This is a genomic window from Nocardioides zhouii (assembly GCF_004137345.1).
Lineage (GTDB): Bacteria > Actinomycetota > Actinomycetes > Propionibacteriales > Nocardioidaceae > Nocardioides > Nocardioides zhouii.
In genome coordinates this window covers 113,336-136,020 of record NZ_SDWV01000004.1, presented here as the reverse complement: position 1 = coordinate 136,020, position 22,685 = coordinate 113,336, and the positions used below count along the sequence as shown (strand labels likewise).

Below are 22,685 nucleotides of genomic sequence, written 5' to 3'. Positions count from 1 at the left end.
GCTCGCGGTAGTGGTCGCCGCCAGGCTCCGCACTCGACCCAGCGGTGGCCTCCGGGCAGGTCAGAACAGCAGCAGCGCCGCGACGATCCCCGCCGCGACGACGGCCCACCGGAAGACTGCGTCGGGCAGCTTGCGGCCGATGCGGGCTCCGACGTAGCCACCGACGAGCGAGCCGCCGGCGAGCAGCGCCGCAATGTCCCAGCGCGGGTCGGCGACCACGACGAAGATCAGCCCGGCCACGATGTTGCCGACCATCAGCGACAGCGTCTTGAGGCCGTTGACGATGCGCAGCTCGAGGTCGGTGCCGAGGCCGAGGACGGCGACCATCATCACGCCGGCCCCGGCGCCGAAGTAGCCGCCGTACATCCCGGTGATCGTGGCGAAGACGGTCGTGGTGGGGGACATGTGGCGGCGCTCGGCCAGCGCCTCGCCGTGCCGCCGCTCGTGGCGGGCGCGCAGCCAGGCGGCGACCCGCGGCTGGATGCCGACGAGCAGGCAGGTGAAGAGGATGAGGAACGGCACGACCGTCTCGAAGACGCCGGGCGGCAGCCCGAGGAGCAGCGCCGCGCCGAGCACCGCGCCGCCCGCGCAGACCAGGACGATGACGTACGCCAGCCGCCCCGCCTCGCGCACCTCGTCGCGGTAGCCGACCACGCCGCCCAGGCCGGCCGGGATCATGCCGAGCGTGTTGGTCACGTTGGCCACGACGGGCGGCAGGCCGAGCGCCACGAGGACCGGGAAGCTCAGGAGCGAGGCGACGCCCACGGTGCTCGAGAGCACCCCGGCGAAGACTCCCGTCACGACGACCAGCAGCGCCTCGACCAGGGTCACGACTGCTCGCGCAGGAGGGCGACGTCGCTGACCATCTCGACGTGCGCGTGCATGGCAGCGGCGGCGGCCGCGGGATCGCCGGCGCGGATCGCCTCGGCGATGGCGCGGTGCCCGGCGAGCGAGGCCTGCGGACGTCCGGGCTGGCCGAGCGACTCCAGTCGGGTCTCCTTGATGAGGTCGCCGATCTCGTCCATCAGCCGGGCGAGGAGCAGCGAGTGCGAGGCCGCGGTGACCGCGCCGTGGAACCGCTCGTCACCCTCGACGCCGCGTCCACCGACCTCGATGTCGGACTCCATGAAGGCGAGCGCGTCGTCGATGCGGGCCAGGTCGTCGTCGGTGCGGCGGGCGGCGGCGAGGGCGGCGATCTTGGTCTCCAGCGCGTCGCGGGTCTCGATGACCTCCGGCAACCGGTCGGCGTGGCTGCGGATCGCCTCGACGATGCGGGTCGACTGACGGTGCCCCGCGGTGACGACGGTGCCGTCGCCGTGGCGTACCTCCACCACCCCGATCACCTCGAGCGCCACCAGCGCCTGGCTGAGCGTGGCCCGGCTGACGCCGAGCCGCTGGGCCAGCTCGCGCTCCGGCGGCAGCCGGTCGCCCGCCTGGAGGCCGTTGTCACCGATCCAGGACGAGATCTGGCCGGCCACCTGCTCGTAGAGACGGGTGCGGAGCAACCGGGGAGGGAACGACTCGCTCATGCGGACACCCTATTGACGAAAGGCTCATTGTCCTATTGGCTAGGCCACTGAGCCAAGCACGTGACGAGGGTCACCCCAGGTCCCCGCCGTGTCGGCCATCGAGCTCGGAGGTTCGAGATGGGTCCGGAATGGGTGGCGATCATCGCACTGGTCGCCTTGTTCGTGATCGGCACGCTGCTGCCGATCAACATGGGAGCGCTGGCCTACGTCGCCGCGTGGTTCGTCGGGATGTACGCCCTCGACCTCACCGAGAAGGAGATCCTCGCCGGAGTCAGCGGTGACCTCATCCTCACCCTGATCGGCGTGACGTACCTGTTCGCGATCGCGCGCAACAACGGGACGGTCGACCTCATCGTCCGCACCGCGGTGCGCGGCGTCGGCGGACGGGTGGCGCTGATCCCCTGGGTGATGTTCGCGGTGACCGCGGTGCTGACCGGCATCGGCGCCGTCAGCCCGGCGGCCTGCGCGATCATCGGCCCGATCGCACTCGGCTTCGCCGGCCGCTACGGGATCAGCCCGCTCATGATGGGCATGTTCGTCGTGCACGGTGCCCAGGCCGGCGGCTTCTCGCCGATCTCCATCTACGGCGTGATCACCAACTCCGTCATGGAGGACGCCGGTCTGCCGTCCAGCGAGATCACCGTCTTCCTGGCCAGCCTGATCGTCAACACGATCATGGCCGCGATCCTCTTCGTGGCCCTCGGCGGCCGCAAGCTGATGGCCATGCGGATCGACCCCGACGACCCGGACACGCTCGACGAGGACCTGCACCGCGGCGGCGCGACCGTCCCGGCCCGGGGCATGGGCGCCAGCGCACCGGTCGGCACGCAGGCCCAGGGCGTACGCCGTGACCAGATCCTGACGCTCCTCGCCTTCGTCGCCGTCGCGCTCGTCTCTCTGGTCTTCGACAAGAACATCGGTTTCGTCGCGATCACCGCTGCCGTCATCCTCGCGATGCTCAACGCCAACGAGCACAAGGACGCGGTCAAGCAGATCGCGTGGCCGACCGTGCTGCTGGTCGCGGGTGTCAGCACCTACGCCACGATCCTCACCACGGCGGGCTCGCCGGAGTTCGTCGGGAAGTGGGCCGCCGGTCTCGGTGCGGCCGCGATCGGTGCCCTGATCCTCTGCTACGTCGGCGGCGTCGTGTCCGCGTTCGCCTCGTCCACGGCCCTGCTGCCGGTGATCATCCCGATCGGGGTGCCGCTCATTGCCGACGGTGGCATCAACGCCGCGCTCTTCGTGGCTGCCCTTGCGGTGTCGTCGACGATCGTCGACGTCAGCCCGTTCTCCACCAACGGCGCCCTGATGCTGGCCAACAAGCCCGACTCCATCAGCGAGCCGGTCTACTACAAGCAGATCCTCGGCTACGGCGTGATCGTCACCCTGGTCGGGCCGCTGCTCGTCTGGGCCGCCCTCGTCCTCCCGGGATGGTGACCCGCTGATGACCGGACCACTCAGCGACCTCCTCGTCGTCGACCTGACCCGCGCCCTCGCCGGGCCTCACGCCACCCAGATGCTCGGCGACCTCGGCGCCCGCGTGATCAAGGTGGAGGCGCCCGGCAGCGGCGACGACACGCGCGGCTGGGGGCCGCCGTTCGTCGGCGAGCCCGACGCCCGCCAGTCGACGTACTTCCTCTGCACCAACCGCAACAAGGAGTCCATCGCGCTCGACCTCAAGGACGAGGCCGACAAGGACGTGCTCATCGGCCTCGTCGAGCGCGCCGACGTGCTGGTCGAGAACTTCCGCACCGGAGTCCTCGAGCGGCTCGGCCTCGGCATCGAGGAGCTGATGCGCCGCAACCCGCGGCTCGTCGTCCTCTCGATCACCGGCTTCGGCCACGACGGTCCGGAGGGCGGCCGCGCGGGCTACGACCAGATCGCCCAGGGCGAGGCCGGCCTGATGTCGCTGACCGGCTCCGGTCCCGACGACCCGCAGCGCGTCGGCGTGCCGATCGCCGACCTGCTGTCCGGGATGTACGGCGCGTACGGCGTGCTGGCCGCGCTGCACGAGCGCCACGCGACCGGCAAGGGCACGGTCGTGCGTACGTCGCTGCTGGCCTCGTGCGTCGGGGTGCACGCCTTCCAGGGCACCCGCTGGACCGTGGCCGGCGAGGTCGGCCGGGCGCAGGGCAACCACCACCCCTCGATCGCGCCGTACGGGCTCTTCCGCTGCCGCGACGGAGCGGTGCAGATCGCGCTGGGCAGTGAGGGACTGTGGAAGCGGTTCTGCGGCGGCTTCGGGATCGACCCCGACGCCGACGGCCTGGCCACCAACCAGGAGCGGGTCGGCCAGCGCAACCGCGTCATCGAGGTCGTCGAGGCGGCCTTCGCCGACTGGGACGCCGAACCCCTGCTCGCCCGGCTCGCCGAGGTCGGCGTGCCGGCCGGCAAGGTGCGCAACCTCGACGAGGTCTACGAGTGGGACCAGGTCGCCAGCCAGGGCCTGCTCGTCGACGTCGAGCACCCGACGCTGGGCGACATCACGCTGCCGGGTTCGCCGCTGCGGTTCTTCGACGCCTCCGGTGACGAGGTGACGCGCAAGGACCACACGGCACCGCCGCTGCTCGACCAGCACGCCGACGAGATCCGCGCCTGGGTCGGGGGCGGAGGGGCGTGAGTACACCCCACGACGTTCTCCTCCTCCGCTGCGCTCCTCCAGACAACGCCGCGGGGACCCCGTGACGCGTCGCTGGTCGGCCCACGAGCTGCTCGACCTGGTGCTCGACCCCGGCACCTTCGTGTCGTGGGACGAGCCGATCGACCTCTCGTCGGTGGAGCCCGGCTATCGCGCCGTCCTCGAGGCGGCAGCCGCCAAGGCCGGCACCGACGAGTCCGTGCTCACCGGCCGCGGTGAGGTCCGCGGCCGGCCGGTGGCGGTCGTGGTCAACGAGTTCGGCTTCCTCGCCGGCTCGATCGGCCGCGCCGCAGCCGACCGGATCACCTCGGCCGTACGTCGTGCCACCGTCGAGGGCCTGCCCCTGCTGGCCAGCACCGCGTCGGGCGGCACCCGCATGCAGGAGGGCACGCCCGCCTTCGTACGGATGGCCGAGATCTCCCGCGCGCTGATGGAGCACCGGGCCGCCGGCCTGCCCTACCTCGTGCACCTGCGCCACCCCACGACCGGTGGCGTCTACGCCTCGTGGGGATCGCTGGGGCACGTCACCGTGGCCGAGCCCGGCGCGCTGGTGGGCTTCCTGGGGCCGAAGGTCTTCGAGGCGCTCAACGGGCGGCCGTTCCGTCCCGGCGTCCAGGTCGCGGAGAACCTCGCCGCCGCCGGCGTCATCGACGGCGTCGTCGCCGCGGAGGACCTGCCCGCGATGGTCGACCTCGCCCTCGGGGTGCTGGTCGACGCACCCGGCCCGGGCCGGCTGCCCGGCCGTGCCGCCCGGCCGCTCGCCGGCGCGAGCGCGTGGGAGAGCATCGAGCGCACGCGGCGTACGGACCGGGCGGGCCTGCGCGACCTCCTCGCCCACGGCGCGAGCGGGACGATCCAGCTGCGCGGCACCGACGAGGGCGAGCGCGACTCGACAGTCATGGTGGCGCTCACCCGCATCGACGACCAGCCGTGCGTCGTCGTCGGCCAGGACCGGGCTCGCCAGACGCCCGGCCACGCGATGGGGCCTGGTGCCCTCCGCGAGGCACGCCGCGGCATGCGGCTCGCCGGGGAGCTCGGCCTCCCGCTGGTCACGGTCATCGACACCCCCGGCGCAGAGCTGTCGCCCGAGGCCGAGGAGCGCGCCATCGCAGGCGAGATCGCCCGGTGCATCGCGACGCTCACCACGATGACGGTGCCGACAGTCGCGGTCATCCTCGGCCAGGGGTGCGGGGGAGGGGCGCTCGCGTTCCTGCCCGCCCGTACGGTCATCGCGGCCGAGCACGCGTGGCTCGCCCCGCTCCCGGCGGAGGGAGCGAGCGTGATCGTGCACGGCGACGTCGACCACGCCGCGGAGATGGCGACGCGCCAGCGGGTGCGTGCCACGGACCTCCTGGCCGACGGGATCGTGCAGCACGTGGTGCCGGAGGTCGACGGAGAGTCCGCGCGCGACCTCGCGGTCGCGGTCGCCGCCGAGGTGTCGGCACTGCTGCGCGAGGCCACCCGTACAGAGGTGCGGATCGGCGCCTGAGGCGTGCGACGATCGGGCATGGTCGAGTTGCTCACCCTGCCCGACGGCCGCTTGCTCGAGTACCTGACCGGCGGTGACCCGGACGGCTTCCCCTTCGTCCACCACTACGGCACACCGACGGCAGTCGTCGAGGACCGCACGCTCTCCGACACCGTGGCGCGGGCCGGCCTCCGGCTGGTCACGTACTCGCGGCCCGGCTACGGCGCCTCGACCCCCCGGCCCGAGGTGGGCGAGTGGCCGGTCCCGATCGCCGCGGACGTCGACGACACCGTCCTCCTGCTCGAGCACCTCGGGATCGGTGACTTCGTCACCCTCGGTTGGTCAGGCGGCGGCCCGCGTGCGCTGGCGTGCGGCGCGCTGCTCCCCGAGCGGTGCCGCGCGGTGGCGACCCTCGCCGGCGTCGCGCCGTACGGCGTCGACGGCCTGGACTGGACGGCCGGCATGGGCCCTGAGAACGTCCGCGACTTCGAGGCCGCCCGCATCGGACGCGAGGCCTTCCGTCCGCTGGCCGACGAGCAGACGGCCGAGCTGGCGCAGGTCGGCGGCGACGACATCGTCGCCGCCCTCGGCGGCCTCGTCGACGAGGTCGACGCTGCTGCGCTGACGGGCGACTTCGCCGATCACCTCGCCGCGACCTTCCGGCACTCCGTCGCCCAGGGTGCCGTCGGGATGCTGGAGGACAACCTCCAGATCGTCCGGCCCTGGGGGTTCGACGTCCGTGACATCACGGTGCCCGTCTCGGTGTGGCAGGGCGCCCACGACAAGATGGTGCCGTACGACCACGGCCGCTGGCTGGCGCGCGCCATCCCGGGCGCCCGCGCCCACCTCCACGACGACGAGGGACACCTCTCCCTGGTCGCGAAGCTCGACGAGATCCTCGCCGACCTCCGGGATCTCGCGGGGCTCTAGCCTCTGCTCTTCGGGCTCGTGGCAGTCCGCCCGAGCGGTGGTCCACCCACAGTCCGTACGCCGCGAAGGTGGCTGGGCCACCGCTGACCAGGGCGCCGTACCACCGCTCTGCCCGCGAGCGGTGGTCCACCCACAGTCCGTACGCCGCGAAGGTGGCTGGGCCACCGCTGACCAGCGCGCCGTCCGACGACGGCGCCTGACAGCCCGGTTGGAGCGGTGGGTGGCGCATGTTCCGGGCGCGCGGAAGATGTCTCACGCACCGCTCGAGGCGGCGCGGCAGCGGTCAGCTGGCCTTCTTCGCCTGCTTCTTGGCAGCGGTCTTCTTGGCGGCGGTCTTCTTGGCCGGCGCCTTCTTCGCAGCGGTCTTCTTGGCGGGAGCCTTCTTGGCTGCCGCCTTCGTCGCCGGCTTGTCGTCAGCCGCGTCGGCGTCCTCGCCGCGCGCGGTCTTGGCGGCGGCGACCGACTTCTGCAGGGCCGCGAGCAGGTCGACGACCTCGCCGGAGGTCTTGGTCGAGGTCTCGGTGCGCTTGATCTCGCCGCCCTCGATCTTCGACTTCACCAGCGCCTCGACGGCACCCGCGTAGTCGTCCTCGAACTCGGTGGCGTCGAAGTCGCCGGCCAGCGTCTCGACGAGCATGTGCGCCATCTTCACCTCGGCGGGCTTCACGTCGCCGGACTCGACCGAGAAGTCGGGGGTGCGGATCTCGTCGGGCCACATCATCGTCTGGAGCACGATGATGTCGTCCTTGACGCGGAGCACCGCGATGCTCGTGCGCTGGCGCAGGGCGACCGTCACGACGGCCATCCGGTCGGCGTCGAGCAGCGCCTGGCGGAGCAGGGCGTACGGCTTGGCGCCGGCGCCCTCGGGCTCGAGGTAGTAAGACTTCTCGAAGAGCAGCGGGTCGATCTGCTCGCTCGGCACGAACTTTTCGACAGCGATCTCGCGCGACGACGTCGACGGGAGCTCGGCCATGTCGTCGTCGGTGAGGATGACCATCTCGCCGTCCTCGGTCTCGTATCCCTTGGCGATGTCGGCGTAGGCCACCTCCTCGCCGTCGAGGGAGCAGACGCGCTGGTACTTGATGCGCCCGCCGTCCTTGGCGTGCACCTGGCGGAACGAGACGTCATGGCTCTCGGTGGCCGCGTAGAGCTTCACGGGGACGCTGACCAGGCCGAAGGAGACGGCACCCTTCCAGATCGCTCGCATCCCGAAACGATAGCCGCAGTGACTGACAGACTGCAGCCGTGCGCCCGATGCTCGCCAGCAAGACCGACCGCGTGCCGACCGGCGCGCAGTGGCTCCACGAAGTCAAGTGGGACGGCGTCCGCGTCCTCATCGACGTACGCGACGGGGTCGCCCGGATGACCAGCCGCAACGACAACAACGTCACGGCCGCCTGGCCCGAGCTGAGCGACCCGCCCCTCGGGGACCGCGACCTGCTCGTCGACGGCGAGGTGATCGCGCTCAACGAACGCGGCCTTCCCGACTTCCGCGTCCTCCAGCACCGGATGCACCTGCGCAACGCCAAGGAGGTCGCCCGGCTCGTGAAGTCGGTGCCGGCGACACTCATGGTGTTCGACCTGCTCCGCCTCGACGGCGAGGACCTCACCGGTCGTCCGCTGGACGAGCGCCGCGCGCTGCTGGAGGAGCTGCCCCTCGCCGACACGACGTGGCAGGTGCCGGCGGCGTACGACGACGGCGACATGCTGTTCGACGCCACCCTCGCCCAGGGGCTCGAGGGGGTCGTGAGCAAGCGCCGCGCCTCGCGCTACCGCTTCGACGCCCGCAGCGAGGACTGGCGCAAGCTGGCGCACCGCCACCGCGGGTCGTTCGTCGTCGGCGGCTGGCGCCCGCAGGTCGGTACGCCGGACCGGCTGGCCGCACTGCTCGTCGGCGAGCAGACCGCCGGCGGGCTGCTCTACCGCGGCCGGGTCGGCAGCGGCATCGCCGGAGCCACCAGCACGAGGCTGGCTGCGCTCCTCGCCCCGTTGGCCAGCGACTCGTCGCCCTTCGCCGACGACGTACCCCGGGTGGATGCCGACGGCACGTTCTGGGTCGAGCCGCGGGTCGTGGTGGACATCGACACGCACGGACTGGGGTACGAACGGCTCCGGCAGCCGTCCTTCCGGGGCGTCCGCGACGACCTCTCCCCAGAGGATCTTGGATGACCACCCCCCAACGTTCTTCTCCTCCGCTTCGCTCCCCCGAACAACGCCGCGGGGACCCCGGATGAGCCCGACCAACGAGGTGCACGTCGACGTCGAGGGCCGCACGCTCTCCATCAGCAACCTCGCCAAGGTGCTCTACCCGCGCACCGGCACGACCAAGGGCGAGGTGCTCAACTACTACGCCCAGATCTCGCCCGTGCTGCTGCCGCACCTCAAGGACCGCGCGGTCACCCGGATCCGCTGGCCGCACGGCGTGGAGGGGTCGAGCTTCTTCGAGAAGAACGCGCCGGCCGGCACGCCGTCGTGGGTGCGTACGGCCACTGTGTCCACCACCGGCTCGCGGGCCGGCAAGGGCGATGGGACGCTGCGCTTCCCGATCTGCGACGACCTCGCGACGCTCACCTGGCTGGCCAACCTCGCCGCCCTCGAGCTGCACGTCCACCAGTGGACGGTCGACGCGAAGGGCGTGCCGCGCAACCCCAACCGCCTGGTCATCGACCTCGACCCCGGTGACCCGGCCGGCCTGCACGAGTGCGCGCAGGTGGCGCTGCTCGTACGCGCCGCGCTGGCCGAGCGCGACCTGACCTGCTCGCCGGTGACGAGTGGGAGCAAGGGCCTGCACCTCTACGCCCCGCTGCCCGACACGGGGAGGAAGAGCCTCGACAGCGACGGCACGACCGCGCTGGCCAAGGAGATCGCCGAGGAGCTGCAGAAGGAGCGCGGCGACCTCGTGACGGCGACCATGACGAAGGCCAGGCGGCCGGGCAAGGTGTTCCTCGACTGGTCGCAGAACTCCGGCTCGAAGACCACCGTCTCGCCCTACTCCCTGCGCGGCAAGGAGCGGCCCACTGCCGCAACGCCGCTGACCTGGGACGAGGTCGAGGAGGGCGCGGAGGACGAGCTCGCGCTCGACCAGTTCACCTTCGAGCAGGTGCTCGCGCGGGTGGCCGAGCTGGGGGACGTCTTCGAGGCCTGAGCGGGCCCTCCGATGCCATTGCCCGTCATTGCCCGTTTGCACCCGTTCCTGCCCGATTCTTTTACTTCATGTGACCGTCACGAGGGTCGCGCGTGGAGGGACGCAACCGATCCTTGACACGTGTCCCGCCTCCTGCTGATCCCGGTCGCCGTCCTCCTGGCGGCGGGATCCGTGGTGCTCGGACCCGGTGAGCAGGCCCCGGCCTCGCCGTCGCAGACGGTCATCACCCCGACCAGCGAGATGGGCATTCACCACACCTCTCGATGACCGGCCTCTATGCTCCCTGCATGGTGCACGACGTGTTGGTGGTTGAGGACGAGGAAGACATCGCCGTCCCGCTGATGCGCACCCTGGAGCGGGAAGGCTACGACGTCAGTCGCGTCTCGGGTGGCGCAGAAGCAGTGGAGTTCGTGATCGAGGAGGCTCCGGCGGTCGTCATCCTCGACCTCGGCCTGCCCGACATGGACGGCATCGACGCCTGTCGGCAGATGCGCGCGGGCGGCTACACCGGGGGGATCATCATGGTCACCGCGCGGGCCGGCGAGCTCGACCGGGTGGTCGGCCTCGACGTCGGTGCGGACGACTACCTCGCCAAGCCGTTCGGCCTCGCCGAGCTGCTCGCGCGGGTGCGGGCGCTGCTGCGCCGCAGCGCGGTCGTCGTACCCAACGACACCACCGTCACCACCGCCTCGGGCCTCAAGATCGACGCCGCCTCGCGCCGCGTACACCTCGGCGAGCGCGAGCTCGCGCTGACCGCCAAGGAGTTCGACGTCCTCGCGGTCCTCGCCTCCCACCACGACAAGGTGGTGCCGCGCGAGACGTTGATGAACCAGGTGTGGGACCAGAACTGGTACGGCTCGACCAAGACCCTCGACGTCACCATCGGTCGCCTGCGCAGCAAGCTCGAGGCTGCCGAGGCGGGGGAGCGCGTCGTCGCCATCCGCGGTGTCGGCTTCCGCCTCGAGACCGGCAGCCCGGCCTGAGGACCGAGCGCCTCCTGCTGCGGCCGTACGCCGCTGCCGACGCGCCGCGCGTCCTCGACACCCTCGGCAGGTCCGAGGTCATCCGCTGGCTGGGCAACCCGCCGCCAGCGCCGATGGCCGATCTCGACGAAGCGCTGGACTGGATCGACGTACGTCGGCAGCGCGAGGCGGCCGATCAGTTCGACGTGACTCGCGCGATCGTGGTCCGCGACACCGGAGTCGTCGCCGGGAAGGTGTCGCTCGCCCGCGCCCACCGTCTCGACACCGGACTCTTCATGGGGGAGTACGAGGTCGGCTGGTGGCTGCACCCCGACTCGGCCGGCCACGGCTACGCCACCGAGGCCGCCCGAGCACTGATCGACGACGTCTTCGAGCGCGGGCTGGCGGAGGTGTGGTGCGGGATGTACGTCGACAACGACGCGTCGGCCCACGTCGCCGAGCGCCTCGGCCTGCCGTTCCTCGGTGTGCAGCAGGACCCGTGGTACGAGGGGGACAGCCGGCTCTACCGGGTCACGCGCGACGAGTGGCTTGTTCGTTGACGCGCCAGGATCGCGTGGCCCACAGGTTCTCGAGCTGAGGGAGTACCCGCTCGATCCCGGCCGGAAGTGGCGTCGCGTGCACTGCGTCCCACGTGGAATCGATGACTGATCGCACCGTGCTGGCCGCCCGGCTGGCGCTCATCCCCCAGCTGGCGCCTTCCGCAGCGAGGTCGGCGACGGAGACGGCCGGGATCCGGGTGCGGCCGTTGATGAGCTGCCCGGTGTTCTGGAAGCGCGCGGCGAGGAACATCACGGGTGCCGCGTCGTACAGAGGTGCGAGGGTGACCTCGCCCTGGGTGCCCAGCAGCAGGGAGTAGTTCTTGGAGTGCGCGTCGCCGTTGCCGATGACGGCGTTGAAGGTGACGAAGGAGAGCAGCTGTCGTCGGAACGCGTCGGGGTCCGTGCTGCGCACCGCGGCCAGGGAGGTGAGCCGACGCAGGCGCGCGGCGCCGTAGGTCTCGCGCTCCGCCGGGGACTCGTACTTGGCCTGGGGATCCAGCCCGAGCGCTTGGCAGAAGTCCTCCTGGTGTCGACGGTGCCCCTCGGCGGTCCGGTCGTAGCGGGTGACCACGATCGCGGGGCGTTCGCCGAAGGTCGTCAGGCGGGTGCGCGCGGCATCGAGTCCCGCCGCGGCAGCGACGCGCATGGCCCAGTCCTCGGCCTCGATGAGGCGGTCCAGGACGTTGCCGGATGCGGGTTGCGGCTTGATCAGGTGAGTCGACGCCGCCCCGTCCTCGGGCCACCCCCAACCCCCGTCCGACAGGGCGGTCAACAACACCTTGTCCTGGATGCCGGCGAGCGACGCCTGCACGGCGGCGCCGTGTGGCAGGTGGTAGATGGGCAGGTCCTCGACGATGGCGTCGACCTCGGTCTGGTCCAGCGGCCGGACATGCCCCGCGGTGGGCGCCTGACCCGCCGGCAGGAACTGGACTGCGCCGGCGCACTCGGCACCGACCTGCCGCAGGAGCGCCATCTTGTCGGTGGCTGCGACCCTGGCCACGGTGGCGATCTGGGCGCGGAGGTTTCCCTCGGGCAGGAGTCCCTCGAGGAACGCCGAGACGGGCCTGGTCGTCGGGTCCGTCCGGTGGTCCTCCACGGGCGAGCGCGAGACCGGAATGGCGAGGGAGAGGATCCGCGCACCCTCTCCGTACTCGTCGAGAGCCTCCTCGGTGAAGCCGAGGTGGTAGCGGAACGCGGCCCGCTCCCGCAGGGTCGCGAGGTGCCGGCCGTGCAGCCACACCTCGAGCTCGGGAGAGCGGCTAGCCATCGGACGACTCGTCCGCAACGGCATGCGTGGTACGAGGCTGCGCGACCAGGCGGGTGAACTTGGGCGCGACCGCGATCGCATAGCCGCACTCGGAGAGGGCGCGCATGGCCGTCTCGACGGACACCGAATCACCGCGTTCCAGACGGGAGATCGTCATGCGACCGACGCCGAGACGCTCGGCGAGCTCCTGCTGCGTGAGACCACGCTCCTGCCGGGTGCCGCGGACGGCACGGCCGAGCTCGGCGGGTTCGTAGGCCCATCGAACATCGGGGCGCCGCGCTTGCTCCATATAGCGAGCATATACGAGGTTCAGCCGAATGCGCTGAATATGTAGCATCCGCCGTCTGAGGCCAGATGATCTGAAAAGCGATCAACCGATGCTCTCCGACGAGCCGTCGCCGATGCTCTGAGAGTTCTCCACAACCTTTACCAAGCCTCTGTTTTTCGACAGCCGGTGCTGGGTAGCGTCCGTGGTGCACGTTTCTCGGGGAAGCAGGCACGCATGGCACTGGACCGTCTGGCGATCGATCGGCCGGCGTCGACCCCGCGCGCCCACGACGAGCTGGTCGAGCGGCTCGACGCCCAGGTGCGCGACCGGGTCCGCCGCGAGGGCGTCGACCCGCAGCGCGAGGCGCTCGTCGTACGCCGCATCGCCGAGGACGTCGTACGCGACCACGACGACCTCAGCCTCACCGGAGCCGTGGCGCCGATCGCCGACGACGGCGCGATGGTCGGTGAGCTGGTGGCCCGCATTTCCGGGTTCGGGCCGCTGCAGCCCTTCCTCGACGACCCCGAGGTCGAGGAGGTGTGGATCAACTCGCCCGAGCGGGTCTTCATCGCCCGGCGCGGCCGCCACGAGCTGACCAACCTCAGGCTCGACGCCGCTCAGGTCAACGAGCTGGTCGAGCGGATGCTCAAGTCGAGCGGGCGCCGCCTCGACATCAGCACGCCGTTCGTCGACGCGATGCTGCCCGAGGGCCATCGCCTCCACGTCGTGCTCGAGGGCATCACCCGCGGCTTCACCGCGGTCAACATCCGTAAGTTCCTGCTCCGGGCGCACCGGCTCTCCGACCTTGTCGCGCTGGGCACCCTCACCCCGCAGGCCGCCTCGTTCCTCGAGGCCTCGGTCCGTGCCGGCTTCAACATCCTGGTCGCCGGTGGCACCCAGGCCGGCAAGACCACGATGCTCAACTGCCTCGCCGCGTCGGTGCCCGGCGGCGAGCGGGTGGTCAGCGCCGAGGAGGTCTTCGAGCTGAGGTTCAGCCACCCCGACTGGGTCGCCATGCAGACCCGGCAGGCGGGGCTCGAGCAGACCGGCGAGATCGTGCTGCGCGACCTCGTGAAGGAGGCACTGCGGATGCGGCCGAGCCGCATCCTGGTGGGTGAGGTGCGGGCGGCCGAGTGCCTCGACCTGCTCCTGGCGCTCAACTCCGGGCTCCCGGGGATGTGCACGCTCCACGCCAACAGCGCCCGCGAGGCGCTCGTGAAGATGTGCACCCTGCCGCTGCTGGCCGGCGACAACATCTCCGCGAGGTTCGTGGTGCCGACGGTGGCCACGTCGGTGGACATCGTCGTCCACCTCGGCCTCGGCGCGGACGGCGTACGCCGGGTCAACGAGATCGTGTCGGTGCCCGGTCGTGTCGAGGCCGACGTGATCGAGGTGGAGCCGATCTTCGTGCGCACCGGCGCCGAACTGAGGCGTACGGGCGGGGTGCCCGCCAGGGTCGAGCGCTACGAGCGGGTCGGGATCGACGTCCACGCGCTCCTCGCCTCCGAGCCGCGTCCGGGCGAGCGCTGATGGGCGCCCTGGTCGGGCTCGGCGTCGGGGTGGGCCTGCTGCTGATCTGGTCGGCCTTCGCGTTGCCGCGCCGACCCAAGGTCACCCACCCCACCTCGTCCGCGCTTGCCCGCCTGCTCGGCCGCGCCGGTCTGAGCGACGTCACCCCGGCCAGCGTCGTGGCGCTGTGCGCCGTGCTCTTCGCCGTCGCCCTCGCCGTGGTGCAGGCGGTGTCGCAGACCCTGCCGGTCGCGTTCGTGTTCGCCGCGATGGCCGGCTACGTGCCGGTCGCGGTGCTGCGCCAGCGGGCCGCCCGCCGGCTGCGCGACTTCGTCGAGGTCTGGCCCGAGGCGGTCGACAACCTCGCCAGCGCCGTACGCGCGGGGTTGTCGTTGCCCGACGCGGTCGCGGCGCTCGGCACGTCGGGACCGGAGCCGCTGCGCCACGACTTCGGCCAGTTCGCCCTCGACTACCAGGTCACCGGGCGGTTCGGCGAGTGCCTCGACCGGTTGAAGGACCGGCTGGCCGATCCGGTGGGGGACCGGGTGATCGAGGGGCTGCGCCTGGCCCGCGAGGTCGGCGGCGGTGACCTCGGCAGGCTGCTCCGCAACCTCTCGGGCTTCCTGCGCGACGACGCGCGCACCCGCTCCGAACTCGAGTCGCGCCAGGCGTGGACGGTCAACGGTGCGCGCCTCGCCGTCGCCGCGCCGTGGATCGTGCTGCTGCTCATGTCCTTCCAGACGACCGCCATCCGCCGCTACGCATCTCCCGGCGGCGCGCTCGTGCTGGGCATCGGCTTCGCTGTCTGCGTCCTCGCCTACACCGCGATGATGAGGATCGGACGGCTCCCGGTCGAGAAGCGGATCCTGTCGTGAGCACGACCGTGTGGGGCGCGCTGCTCGGTGGTGGCGCGGGCCTCGGACTCGTGCTCGTGGTGCTCCGGATCGCGGCGCTCCGACGTCCCCAGCTCGCTGTCCGCGTCCTTCCGTACGTGCGTGACGTCCCGCTCCGTGACCAGGCCCCGGCACTCCGGCCGGTGTTGTCGTCGCCGACCTCGGCCGCGACGGAGATCTTCGGCCCGGTCCTGCGGTCGGCGGCCGACCTCGTCGAACGGGTGATGGGTGGCAGCAGCTCCGTACGCCGCCGGCTGGAGCGCGCCGGGCTCGATCGCACGGTTCAGGACTTCCGCATCGAGCAGGTGGTCTGGGGCCTGGTCGGGTTCGCCGCGGCTGCCGCCTTCAGCCTGTTGCGCGCGCTCGGCGGGGTGGGCGGCGTCGGCTCCGCCGTGGTGTTCTGCGCGCTCGGCCTCGCCTGCGGCGTCTTCCTGCGCGACAACCGGCTCAGCACCCAGGTCAAGAACCGCGAACGACAGGTCCTCACCGAGTTCCCCACCATCGCCGAGCTGCTCGCGCTCTCGGTCGCGGCGGGGGAGAGCCCGGTCTCCGCGCTCGACCGGGTGGTCCGGCGCAGCCACGGCGCGCTTTCCGAAGACCTCGCCCAGGTGCTCGCCCGGGTGCGCACCGGTGAGCCGGTCGGCACGGCCTTCGAGACGCTGGCCCGCTCCACCGGACTGCCCATTGTCGCCCGCTTCGCTACCGGCATCACCGTCGCGATGGAGCGCGGCACGCCCCTGGCCGACGTGCTGCACGCCCAGGCCGCCGACGTACGCGAGGCCGGGCGCCGGCTCCTCATCGAGACCGCCGCCCGCAAGGAGATCGCGATGATGGCGCCGGTCGTCTTCTTCGTGCTGCCCGTGACGATCCTCTTCGCCTTCTACCCCGGCGTGCTCGGCCTGCGCCTCACCACACCCTGACCCCACCCCGACCTGGCTCCACCAACGAAAGGACTGCTCATGCACCAGTCGATCTCGGGACTGATCCACCGCCCACGCGACGACCGGGGTGACGTGCCCGGCTGGGTGATGGTCACCTTGATGACCGCGATCGTCGTCGCCGCGCTCACGCCGTTCGTCGGCGACGAGCTGCGCAACCTGCTGGTGCAGGCCTTCTCGATGGTGAGCGGCTGAGGCCGCTCCCGTGACCCGTCGCGCTCGCGCCGGCGAGCGCGGGGCAGCAGTCGTCGACTTCGTGCTCGTCCTGCTGGTCCTGCTGCCGCTGGTGCTCGGCATCCTCCAGCTCGCCCTCGTCCTCCACGTGCGCAACACGCTCGCGTCGGCCGCCGCCGAGGGCGCACGCCATGCCGCGGTCGCCGGGTCCTCGGCACCTGCTGGTCAGGCCAAGGTCGAGGACCTGATCGACGGAGCGCTGTCGCAGGACTTCGTGCGATCTGTCAGCGTGCGCCCGGCGCTGGTCGGCGGGGCGCCGGGCTACGAAGCCGTCGTGGAGGCCGAGGTCACCGTGCTCGGGCTCGGCGGCACCGGCGTCCGCGTACGCGTCGAGGGCCATGCCGTCGCCGAGCAGAGCGTCGTGGCACCGTGAAGCCCCGCGACGAGGCGGGCTCGGCGCTGATCGAGTTCAGCTGGCTGGCGATCATCCTCATCGTCCCGCTCATCTGGATCGTCGTCTCCGTGTTCGAGGTCCAGCAGGGCGCCTTCGCGACGAGCGCCGCGGCACGTGCCGCAGGCCGGGCGTACGCCCTCGCTCCCGACGACGCCACCGGCGACGCCCGGGCGCGCGCGGCCGTCGCGCAGGTCCTCGCCGACCAGGGCACGCCCGGTCAGAGGGCCCGCGTCCGGATCACCTGCGAGGCGCCCGGCGACAACTGCCACGTCGGCACCTCGGTCATCACGGTCAGCGTCGACTCCGGCGTCGACCTGCCGTTCTTTCCCACGATCCTCGGCAAGGGAGCGGCGACCTTCTCCCTCGACGCGACCCACACGGTGCCGATCGGCCAGTACGTCGAGAGCGCGCAGGAGGACGACGAGTGAAGCCCCCCATCCGAAGAAACGACAGTGAGCACGGCCAGGTGACGCTGCTGATCATCGGCTTCGCCGGCATCCTGCTGATGGCCATCGTGGTCGTCATCGACGCCTCGGCGGCGTACCTCCAGCGCCAGGGCCTGGACAACCTCGCCGACGGCGCGGCGCTCTACGGTGCCGACCTCGGGTCAGCCGCGATCTACGAGCAGGGCCTCGGCGACGCGCGGCTGATCCAGCAGGAAGCCGCGGTCGAGGCCGCCGTCCGCGAGTACCTCGCTCGCGCCGATGCGGCGTCGCGGTTCCCCGGGATCGATGTGGGCGTCCGCGTCGATCCGATCGGTCGCTCGGTCACGGTCCGGCTGCAGGCGCCGCTCGACCTGCCGCTCACCATCCCCGGCTCGCCGGCCAACCCCACCGTCGGCGCCAGCAGCACCGCCGCGGTCACGGTCGTGGTCCGATGAGCTCGTGGCGACAGTGGAGCGCACGGACGGACCTAGCGTCCTGTGGCTCCACCGTCGTCCTCTCGTCGTCGTCGACGCCCAAGGGGCATCGAGCAAAGGAGACCTCATGAGGAGCAACGGGGCGGTCGACAGTTCGGCCACAGGGGATCTCGATCCTCGTCGACTCCTTGCGATGGCAGTGATCTTCATGTGCTTCTACCTCGCGATGCCTCTCATGGTGCCCGAGGCGAAGGTCCAGCCCTGGCTGTTGGCGTCGGCACTCATAGGCAGCGTTGTCGCTGGCGTAGCCGTGGCAACGATTCAATCGAAGCGAGTGGGCGCGGACCAGGGCCGGTCGACGCGTTCTCCCGCCGCAACTGCGGCACGTATCGGGATGATGGGACTGATAGGCATCAGTCTGATTCTCGCGCAATCGCTGTCAATGGTCGGAGTCGGGTGGCTCGTGATCGGTGGTGCCGCGCTCGCGACTGGCGCAGCGGCACATGGGTGGATGAGGAAGCGCCGGAACAGGTAGCGCGGGTCCTGGGTGGTCCTCGTGACCGTCGTCACCGCCACCACCTGACGGGGTGGACGAATCGTCGCCACCCCCGGGTGCGCCGGTAGCGTCGAGCCATGACTGAGACCTGGCCGGGCACGGCGTACCCCCTCGGCGCGACGTTCGACGGCAGCGGCACCAACTTCGCGATCTTCAGCGAGATCGCGGAGCGCGTTGAGTTGTGCCTGTTCGAGCCCGACCCCGACAACGCCGGGGCCTTCGTCGAGACCAAGCTCGAGGTCACCGAGGTCGACGCGTACGTGTGGCACTGCTACATCCCGACGGTCCAGCCGGGCCAGCGCTACGGCTACCGCGTCCACGGCCCGTGGGACCCCGAGAAGGGCCTGCGCTGCAACCCCAACAAGCTGCTCCTCGACCCCTACGCCAAGGCGACCAGCGGCGAGATCGAGTGGGACCAGTCCCTGTTCTCCTACAACTTCGGTGAGGAGGACAGCAAGAACGACGAGGACTCCGCCGCGCACATGACCCACGGCGTCGTCATCAACCCGTTCTTCGACTGGGAGGGCGACCGCCGCCTCGCGATCCCCTACAACGAGTCCTTCATCTACGAGGCGCACGTCAAGGGCCTCACCCAGCTGCACCACGACGTGCCCGAGGAGCAGCGGGGGACGTACGCCGGGCTGGCGCACCCGTCGATCACGGCCCACCTGCAGAAGCTCGGCGTGACCGCGATCGAGCTGATGCCGGTGCACCAGTTCATCCAGGACTCCACGCTGCTCGACCAGGGCCTGCGCAACTACTGGGGCTACAACACCCTCGGCTTCTTCGCGCCGCACGCCGACTACTCCGCCACCGGCCTCGGCCAGCAGGTGCAGGAGTTCAAGGCGATGGTCAAGGCGATGCACGTCGCCGGCATCGAGGTCATCCTCGACGTGGTCTACAACCACACCGCCGAGGGCAACCACCTCGGCCCGACGCTGAGCTTCAAGGGCATCGACAACGCGGCCTACTACCGCCTCGTCGAGGACGACCAGCGCTACTACATGGACTACACCGGCACCGGCAACACCCTCAACGTGCGCCACCCGCACTCGGTGCAGCTGATCATGGACTCGCTGCGCTACTGGGTGACCGAGATGCACGTGGACGGCTTCCGCTTCGACCTCGCCGCCACCCTCGCCCGCGAGTTCTACGACGTCGACAAGCTGTCCACCTTCTTCGAGATGGTGCAGCAGGACCCGGTCGTCAGCCAGGTCAAGCTGATCGCCGAGCCGTGGGACATCGGCCCCGGCGGCTATCAGGTCGGCGGCTTCCCGCCGCAGTGGACCGAGTGGAACGGCGACTACCGCGACACCGTCCGCGACTTCTGGCGCGGCGAGCCGTCGCTCGGCGACTTCGCGTCGCGGCTGTCGGGTTCTTCGGACCTCTACGAGCACTCCGGCCGGCGCCCGTTCGCCAGCATCAACTTCGTCACCGCCCACGACGGCTTCACCCTGCGCGACCTCGTGTCCTACAACGAGAAGCACAACGACGCCAACGGCGAGGACAACAACGACGGCGAGAGCCACAACCGGTCCTGGAACCACGGCGCCGAGGGCCCGACCGACGACGCCGAGATCCTCGAGGCGCGCGCCCGCGAGCAGCGCAACTTCATCGCCACGCTGCTGCTCAGCCAGGGCGTGCCGATGCTGCTGCACGGCGACGAGATGAGCCGGACGCAGGACGGCAACAACAACACGTACGCCCAGGACAGCGAGATCAGCTGGGTGCACTGGGCCGACGCCGACAAGCCGCTCATCGAGTTCACCTCCGCGGTCGCCAAGCTGCGCGCCGAGCACCCGACCTTCCACCGCAAGCGCTTCTTCACCGGCGGCACCGTCCGCACCGGTGACGGCGAGCGGCTCAACGACATCGTCTGGCTCGACCTCGACGGCGAGCCGATGGAGGACGGCGACTGGGAGGGCGGCAAGGCGATCGGGATGTACCTCAACGGCAACGGCATCGCCGGCAAGGACGCCCGCGGCGGCACCATCACCGACGACCACTTCCTGCTCTACTTCAATGCCGACGGTCCGGCGCAGGTGACCCTCCCGACGGAGGAGTACGCCGCCGCGTGGGACGTCGTCATCGACACCGGCGGCAACGCCGATGCCGACCCGATGTACGAGGCCGGGGCCGCGTTCGAGCTGTCCACGCACTGCCTCGTCGTGCTCCGCGAGCACTCCGAGCAGACGGCCAGCCCCGACCACTCGGTGGCGGCATCGCTCGCCGCCAGGACGGGTACGGAGACCACGTGACCGATCCCGCCCGACGTACGCCCCACAGCACCTACCGGCTGCAGGTCAGTCCCGACTTCACGCTGTTCGACGCGGCGGGCGTGCTGCCCTACCTCCACGACCTCGGCGTCGACTGGGTCTACCTGTCGCCGCTGCTGGCCTCCGAGCCCGGCAGCACGCACGGCTACGACGTGGTCGCCTTCGACCACGTCGACGTCGAGCGCGGTGGCGAGGAGGGCCTCGCCGCGGTGTCGGCCGAGGCGCGGCGGCTGGGCATGGGCGTGCTGGTCGACATCGTGCCCAACCACGTCGGCGTCGCGACGCCGTCGGAGGACCCGTGGTGGTGGGACGTGCTCAAGCTCGGCCGCGAGTCCGAGCACGCGACCGCGTTCGACGTCGACTGGGCCGCCGGTGACGGCCGGCTCGTCATCCCCGTCATCGGTGACGACGACGAGGACGCGATCACGATCGCCGTCGCCCAGGGCGAGGTCCGCTACCACGACCAGCGCTTCCCGCTGGCCCCCGGCACGACCACGCTCGAGGAGCAGCACTACGACCTCGTCAGCTGGCGCGCGGCCGACGAGGACCTCAACTACCGCCGGTTCTTCGCGGTCAACACCCTCGCCGCCGTACGCGTCGAGGACCCGGAGGTCTTCGCCGAGACGCATGCGGAGATCAAGCGGTGGTTCGACGAGGGCCTCGTCGACGGGCTGCGCGTCGACCACCCCGACGGCCTGCGCGACCCGAAGCGCTACCTCGACGACCTCGCCGCCCTCACCGGCGGCGCCTACGTGCTCGTCGAGAAGATCCTCGAGCCGGGGGAGGAGCTGCTCGCCGACTGGGCGACCGACGGCACCACCGGCTACGACGCGCTCGCGCTCATCGACCGCGTGCTGACCGACCCCGCCGGCGAGGCGCCGCTCACCGCGCTCGAGGACCGGCTGCGCGGTGCGCTGGTCGACTGGCACCGGATGGTCCACGACAACAAGCGCGCCGTCGCCGACGGCATCCTGCACTCCGAGGTCCTGCGGATCACCCGCGAGGTGGCCAAGGTGGTCGAGGGAGTCGACGAGGACGCCGTGGCCGACGCGATCGGCGAGCTGCTCGCCTGCTTCCCGGTCTACCGCTCCTACCTCCCCGAGGGCCGCGACCACCTCGACCAGGCCTTCGCCGCCGCGCGCGCGTCGCGTCCCGAGCTCGCGGCGACGTACGACGTCCTCGAGCCGGTCCTCAACGACGAGTGGGGCCAGCCGGCCCGGCGCCTCCAGCAGACCTCCGGCATGGTGATGGCCAAGGGCGTCGAGGACTGCTCCTTCTACCAGTGGTCGCGCCTCACCTCGCTCAACGAGGTCGGCGGCGACCCGTCGATCTTCGCGGTCGACGTCGACGCCTTCCACGCCGCGATGGCAGCGCGCCAGCGCGACTGGCCCGACGCGATGGTGACGCTGTCGACCCACGACACCAAGCGCGGCGAGGACGTCCGCGCGCGGATCACCGTCCTGGCCGAGGAGCCCGGCCACTGGGAGCAGGCGCTCGACGAGCTGCTGCGGCTCGCGCCCGTGCCCGACCCGGGCTTCGGCTCGCTGCTGTGGCAGGCCGTGCTCGGCGCCTGGACCCCCGACCACCTGCCCGACCTCCGCGAACGGCTGCACGGCTATGCCGAGAAGGCGATGCGCGAGGCGGGCGACCGGACGGCGTGGAACGAGCCCGACGAGGCGTACGAGGCCGCGGTGCACGCCGCGGTCGACGCGGTCTTCGACGACGACGAGGTGCGCGAGGTGCTGGTCGGCCTGGCCGCGCGGATCGACGAGCCGGCCCAGGCCAACTCGCTCGCCGCCAAGCTGCTCGCGATCACGATCCCGGGCGTGCCCGACGTCTACCAGGGCAGCGAGCTGTGGGAGACGTCGCTGGTCGACCCCGACAACCGCCGCCCGGTCGACTTCGAGCACCGCAAGGCGGTCCTCGCCGGCACCGCCGAGGACGACGCGGCCGCCAAGCTCCACGTCACCTGCGCCGCGCTGACGCTGCGCCGCGAGCGCCCCGAGCTGTTCACGGGCTACACGCCGGTCTCCGCTTCGGGTTCCGCCGCCGGGCACGTGGTGGCGTACGACCGCGGTGGCGCGATCGCCGTCGTCACCCGCCTCCCGCTGGGGCTCGCCGCTGCGGGCTGCGGCGACACGACGCTCGACCTGCCCGAGGGCCGGTGGCACGACGTGCTCACCGGGCTCGACACCGACGGCCGGCTGGAGCACCTGCTCGCCACGCACCCTGTTGCCCTGCTGGTGAGGAAGGACTGAC

24 protein-coding genes are annotated in these 22,685 nt (G+C 71.3%); 19 read left to right on the top strand and 5 right to left on the bottom strand.

What is annotated here, in order from left to right; translation table 11 throughout:
* Window positions 1–60: 60 nt before the first annotated feature.
* The gene (locus EUA94_RS05365; RefSeq protein ID WP_129425454.1) at window positions 61–831 is read right to left on the bottom strand and encodes a sulfite exporter TauE/SafE family protein; all 771 of its coding nucleotides are present in this window, start codon (window positions 829–831) and stop codon (window positions 61–63) included.
* Window positions 828–1,529, bottom strand: coding sequence for a FadR/GntR family transcriptional regulator (locus tag EUA94_RS05360; protein WP_129425452.1), 702 nt, complete (start codon window positions 1,527–1,529; stop codon window positions 828–830). The genes EUA94_RS05365 and EUA94_RS05360 overlap by 4 nt, the downstream gene beginning before the upstream one ends.
* 117 nt (window positions 1,530–1,646) lie before the next feature.
* Between EUA94_RS05360 and EUA94_RS05355 the strand changes: the two genes are divergently transcribed.
* The 4 genes from EUA94_RS05355 to EUA94_RS05340 all read left to right on the top strand — a co-directional run bounded on the left by EUA94_RS05355 (window position 1,647) and on the right by EUA94_RS05340 (window position 6,565).
* Entirely contained in the window at window positions 1,647–2,966 is a 1,320-nt protein-coding gene (locus EUA94_RS05355) for an SLC13 family permease (protein ID WP_129425450.1), read from the top strand.
* Window positions 2,967–2,973: 7 nt separating this feature from the next.
* Window positions 2,974–4,149 carry a CaiB/BaiF CoA transferase family protein gene (locus EUA94_RS05350; RefSeq protein ID WP_129425448.1) on the top strand — a complete coding sequence of 392 codons (1,176 nt, stop codon included), beginning with the start codon at window positions 2,974–2,976 and terminating at the stop codon, window positions 4,147–4,149.
* 61 nt (window positions 4,150–4,210) lie between these two features.
* Window positions 4,211–5,656: a carboxyl transferase domain-containing protein gene (locus EUA94_RS05345; protein ID WP_129425446.1), complete on the top strand. Its 1,446-nt coding sequence runs from the start codon at window positions 4,211–4,213 to the stop codon at window positions 5,654–5,656.
* 18 nt (window positions 5,657–5,674) lie between these two features.
* On the top strand, window positions 5,675–6,565 hold the full coding sequence (locus tag EUA94_RS05340; RefSeq protein WP_129425444.1) for an alpha/beta fold hydrolase: 891 nt from the start codon (window positions 5,675–5,677) through the stop codon (window positions 6,563–6,565).
* Window positions 6,566–6,848: 283 nt separating this feature from the next.
* On the opposite strand, the gene ku is transcribed toward EUA94_RS05340, so the two are convergent.
* Entirely contained in the window at window positions 6,849–7,772 is a 924-nt protein-coding gene (gene ku / locus EUA94_RS05335; RefSeq protein WP_129425442.1) for a non-homologous end joining protein Ku, read from the bottom strand.
* Between the two features lie 47 nt (window positions 7,773–7,819).
* Here ku and ligD (EUA94_RS05330) point away from each other — a divergent pair, with 47 nt between their 5' ends.
* From ligD (EUA94_RS05330) to EUA94_RS22380, 5 genes are all read left to right on the top strand, one after another.
* A complete protein-coding gene (gene ligD, locus EUA94_RS05330) occupies window positions 7,820–8,734 on the top strand; it encodes a non-homologous end-joining DNA ligase (RefSeq protein WP_129425693.1) in 915 nt (304 codons plus the stop codon).
* Window positions 8,735–8,795: 61 nt separating this feature from the next.
* Complete coding sequence (gene ligD, locus EUA94_RS05325) at window positions 8,796–9,710, top strand: non-homologous end-joining DNA ligase (RefSeq protein WP_129425440.1); 915 nt, start codon at window positions 8,796–8,798, stop codon at window positions 9,708–9,710.
* A 120-nt stretch (window positions 9,711–9,830) separates the two neighbouring features.
* On the top strand, window positions 9,831–9,977 hold the full coding sequence (locus EUA94_RS22065) for a hypothetical protein (protein WP_165356808.1): 147 nt from the start codon (window positions 9,831–9,833) through the stop codon (window positions 9,975–9,977).
* A gap of 20 nt (window positions 9,978–9,997) precedes the next feature.
* Entirely contained in the window at window positions 9,998–10,693 is a 696-nt protein-coding gene (locus EUA94_RS05320; RefSeq protein WP_129425438.1) for a response regulator transcription factor, read from the top strand.
* Window positions 10,690–11,232 (top strand): GNAT family N-acetyltransferase, encoded by a 543-nt coding sequence (locus tag EUA94_RS22380; protein WP_242494700.1) that lies wholly within the window; start codon window positions 10,690–10,692, stop codon window positions 11,230–11,232. Before EUA94_RS05320 ends, EUA94_RS22380 begins: the two co-directional genes overlap by 4 nt.
* Here EUA94_RS22380 and EUA94_RS05310 read toward each other — a convergent pair.
* Both EUA94_RS05310 and EUA94_RS05305 read right to left on the bottom strand, forming a co-directional pair.
* Entirely contained in the window at window positions 11,204–12,499 is a 1,296-nt protein-coding gene (locus tag EUA94_RS05310; protein ID WP_129425434.1) for a type II toxin-antitoxin system HipA family toxin, read from the bottom strand. The two genes, EUA94_RS22380 and EUA94_RS05310, sit on opposite strands and share 29 nt — an antisense overlap.
* A complete protein-coding gene (locus EUA94_RS05305; RefSeq protein ID WP_129425432.1) occupies window positions 12,492–12,788 on the bottom strand; it encodes a helix-turn-helix transcriptional regulator in 297 nt (98 codons plus the stop codon). Before EUA94_RS05305 ends, EUA94_RS05310 begins: the two co-directional genes overlap by 8 nt.
* A gap of 213 nt (window positions 12,789–13,001) precedes the next feature.
* Here EUA94_RS05305 and EUA94_RS05300 point away from each other — a divergent pair, with 213 nt between their 5' ends.
* The 10 genes from EUA94_RS05300 (at window position 13,002) to treY (ending at window position 22,684) form a co-directional block, all read left to right on the top strand.
* On the top strand, window positions 13,002–14,297 hold the full coding sequence (locus EUA94_RS05300) for a TadA family conjugal transfer-associated ATPase (RefSeq protein WP_129425430.1): 1,296 nt from the start codon (window positions 13,002–13,004) through the stop codon (window positions 14,295–14,297).
* Window positions 14,297–15,151: a type II secretion system F family protein gene (locus EUA94_RS05295; protein ID WP_129425428.1), complete on the top strand. Its 855-nt coding sequence runs from the start codon at window positions 14,297–14,299 to the stop codon at window positions 15,149–15,151. The genes EUA94_RS05300 and EUA94_RS05295 overlap by 1 nt, the downstream gene beginning before the upstream one ends.
* A complete protein-coding gene (locus tag EUA94_RS05290) occupies window positions 15,148–16,089 on the top strand; it encodes a type II secretion system F family protein (RefSeq protein ID WP_129425426.1) in 942 nt (313 codons plus the stop codon). Before EUA94_RS05295 ends, EUA94_RS05290 begins: the two co-directional genes overlap by 4 nt.
* A gap of 39 nt (window positions 16,090–16,128) precedes the next feature.
* Complete coding sequence (locus tag EUA94_RS22060) at window positions 16,129–16,302, top strand: hypothetical protein (protein ID WP_165356807.1); 174 nt, start codon at window positions 16,129–16,131, stop codon at window positions 16,300–16,302.
* 10 nt (window positions 16,303–16,312) lie between these two features.
* Window positions 16,313–16,714, top strand: a complete 402-nt coding sequence (locus tag EUA94_RS05285; RefSeq protein ID WP_129425424.1) for a TadE/TadG family type IV pilus assembly protein — start codon at window positions 16,313–16,315, stop codon at window positions 16,712–16,714.
* Window positions 16,711–17,163 (top strand): hypothetical protein, encoded by a 453-nt coding sequence (locus EUA94_RS05280; protein WP_129425422.1) that lies wholly within the window; start codon window positions 16,711–16,713, stop codon window positions 17,161–17,163. Before EUA94_RS05285 ends, EUA94_RS05280 begins: the two co-directional genes overlap by 4 nt.
* A 38-nt stretch (window positions 17,164–17,201) precedes the next feature.
* On the top strand, window positions 17,202–17,615 hold the full coding sequence (locus EUA94_RS05275) for a pilus assembly protein TadG-related protein (protein WP_242494686.1): 414 nt from the start codon (window positions 17,202–17,204) through the stop codon (window positions 17,613–17,615).
* Between the two features lie 4 nt (window positions 17,616–17,619).
* Window positions 17,620–18,129 (top strand): hypothetical protein, encoded by a 510-nt coding sequence (locus tag EUA94_RS05270; RefSeq protein WP_129425420.1) that lies wholly within the window; start codon window positions 17,620–17,622, stop codon window positions 18,127–18,129.
* Between the two features lie 98 nt (window positions 18,130–18,227).
* On the top strand, window positions 18,228–20,408 hold the full coding sequence (gene glgX / locus EUA94_RS05265; RefSeq protein WP_129425418.1) for a glycogen debranching protein GlgX: 2,181 nt from the start codon (window positions 18,228–18,230) through the stop codon (window positions 20,406–20,408).
* Entirely contained in the window at window positions 20,405–22,684 is a 2,280-nt protein-coding gene (gene treY / locus EUA94_RS05260; protein WP_129425416.1) for a malto-oligosyltrehalose synthase, read from the top strand. Before glgX ends, treY begins: the two co-directional genes overlap by 4 nt.
* Window position 22,685: the final 1 nt, after the last annotated feature.

Excerpts from the sequence above, each read along its gene's own strand:
- ku (WP_129425442.1), bottom strand. The coding sequence starts at position 7,772 with ATGCGAGCGATCTGGAAGGGTGCCGTCTCCTTCGGCCTGGTCAGCGTC.
- EUA94_RS05340 (WP_129425444.1), top strand. The coding sequence starts at position 5,675 with ATGGTCGAGTTGCTCACCCTGCCCGACGGCCGCTTGCTCGAGTACCTG.
- EUA94_RS05305 (WP_129425432.1), bottom strand. The coding sequence starts at position 12,788 with ATGGAGCAAGCGCGGCGCCCCGATGTTCGATGGGCCTACGAACCCGCC.
- EUA94_RS05355 (WP_129425450.1), top strand. The coding sequence starts at position 1,647 with ATGGGTCCGGAATGGGTGGCGATCATCGCACTGGTCGCCTTGTTCGTG.
- ligD (WP_129425693.1), top strand. The coding sequence starts at position 7,820 with ATGCTCGCCAGCAAGACCGACCGCGTGCCGACCGGCGCGCAGTGGCTC.
- EUA94_RS05310 (WP_129425434.1), bottom strand. The coding sequence starts at position 12,499 with ATGGCTAGCCGCTCTCCCGAGCTCGAGGTGTGGCTGCACGGCCGGCAC.
- EUA94_RS05320 (WP_129425438.1), top strand. The coding sequence starts at position 9,998 with ATGGTGCACGACGTGTTGGTGGTTGAGGACGAGGAAGACATCGCCGTC.
- EUA94_RS05350 (WP_129425448.1), top strand. The coding sequence starts at position 2,974 with ATGACCGGACCACTCAGCGACCTCCTCGTCGTCGACCTGACCCGCGCC.
- glgX (WP_129425418.1), top strand. The coding sequence starts at position 18,228 with ATGACTGAGACCTGGCCGGGCACGGCGTACCCCCTCGGCGCGACGTTC.
- EUA94_RS22060 (WP_165356807.1), top strand. The coding sequence starts at position 16,129 with ATGCACCAGTCGATCTCGGGACTGATCCACCGCCCACGCGACGACCGG.
- ligD (WP_129425440.1), top strand. The coding sequence starts at position 8,796 with ATGAGCCCGACCAACGAGGTGCACGTCGACGTCGAGGGCCGCACGCTC.
- EUA94_RS05300 (WP_129425430.1), top strand. The coding sequence starts at position 13,002 with ATGGCACTGGACCGTCTGGCGATCGATCGGCCGGCGTCGACCCCGCGC.
- EUA94_RS05295 (WP_129425428.1), top strand. The coding sequence starts at position 14,297 with ATGGGCGCCCTGGTCGGGCTCGGCGTCGGGGTGGGCCTGCTGCTGATC.
- EUA94_RS05360 (WP_129425452.1), bottom strand. The coding sequence starts at position 1,529 with ATGAGCGAGTCGTTCCCTCCCCGGTTGCTCCGCACCCGTCTCTACGAG.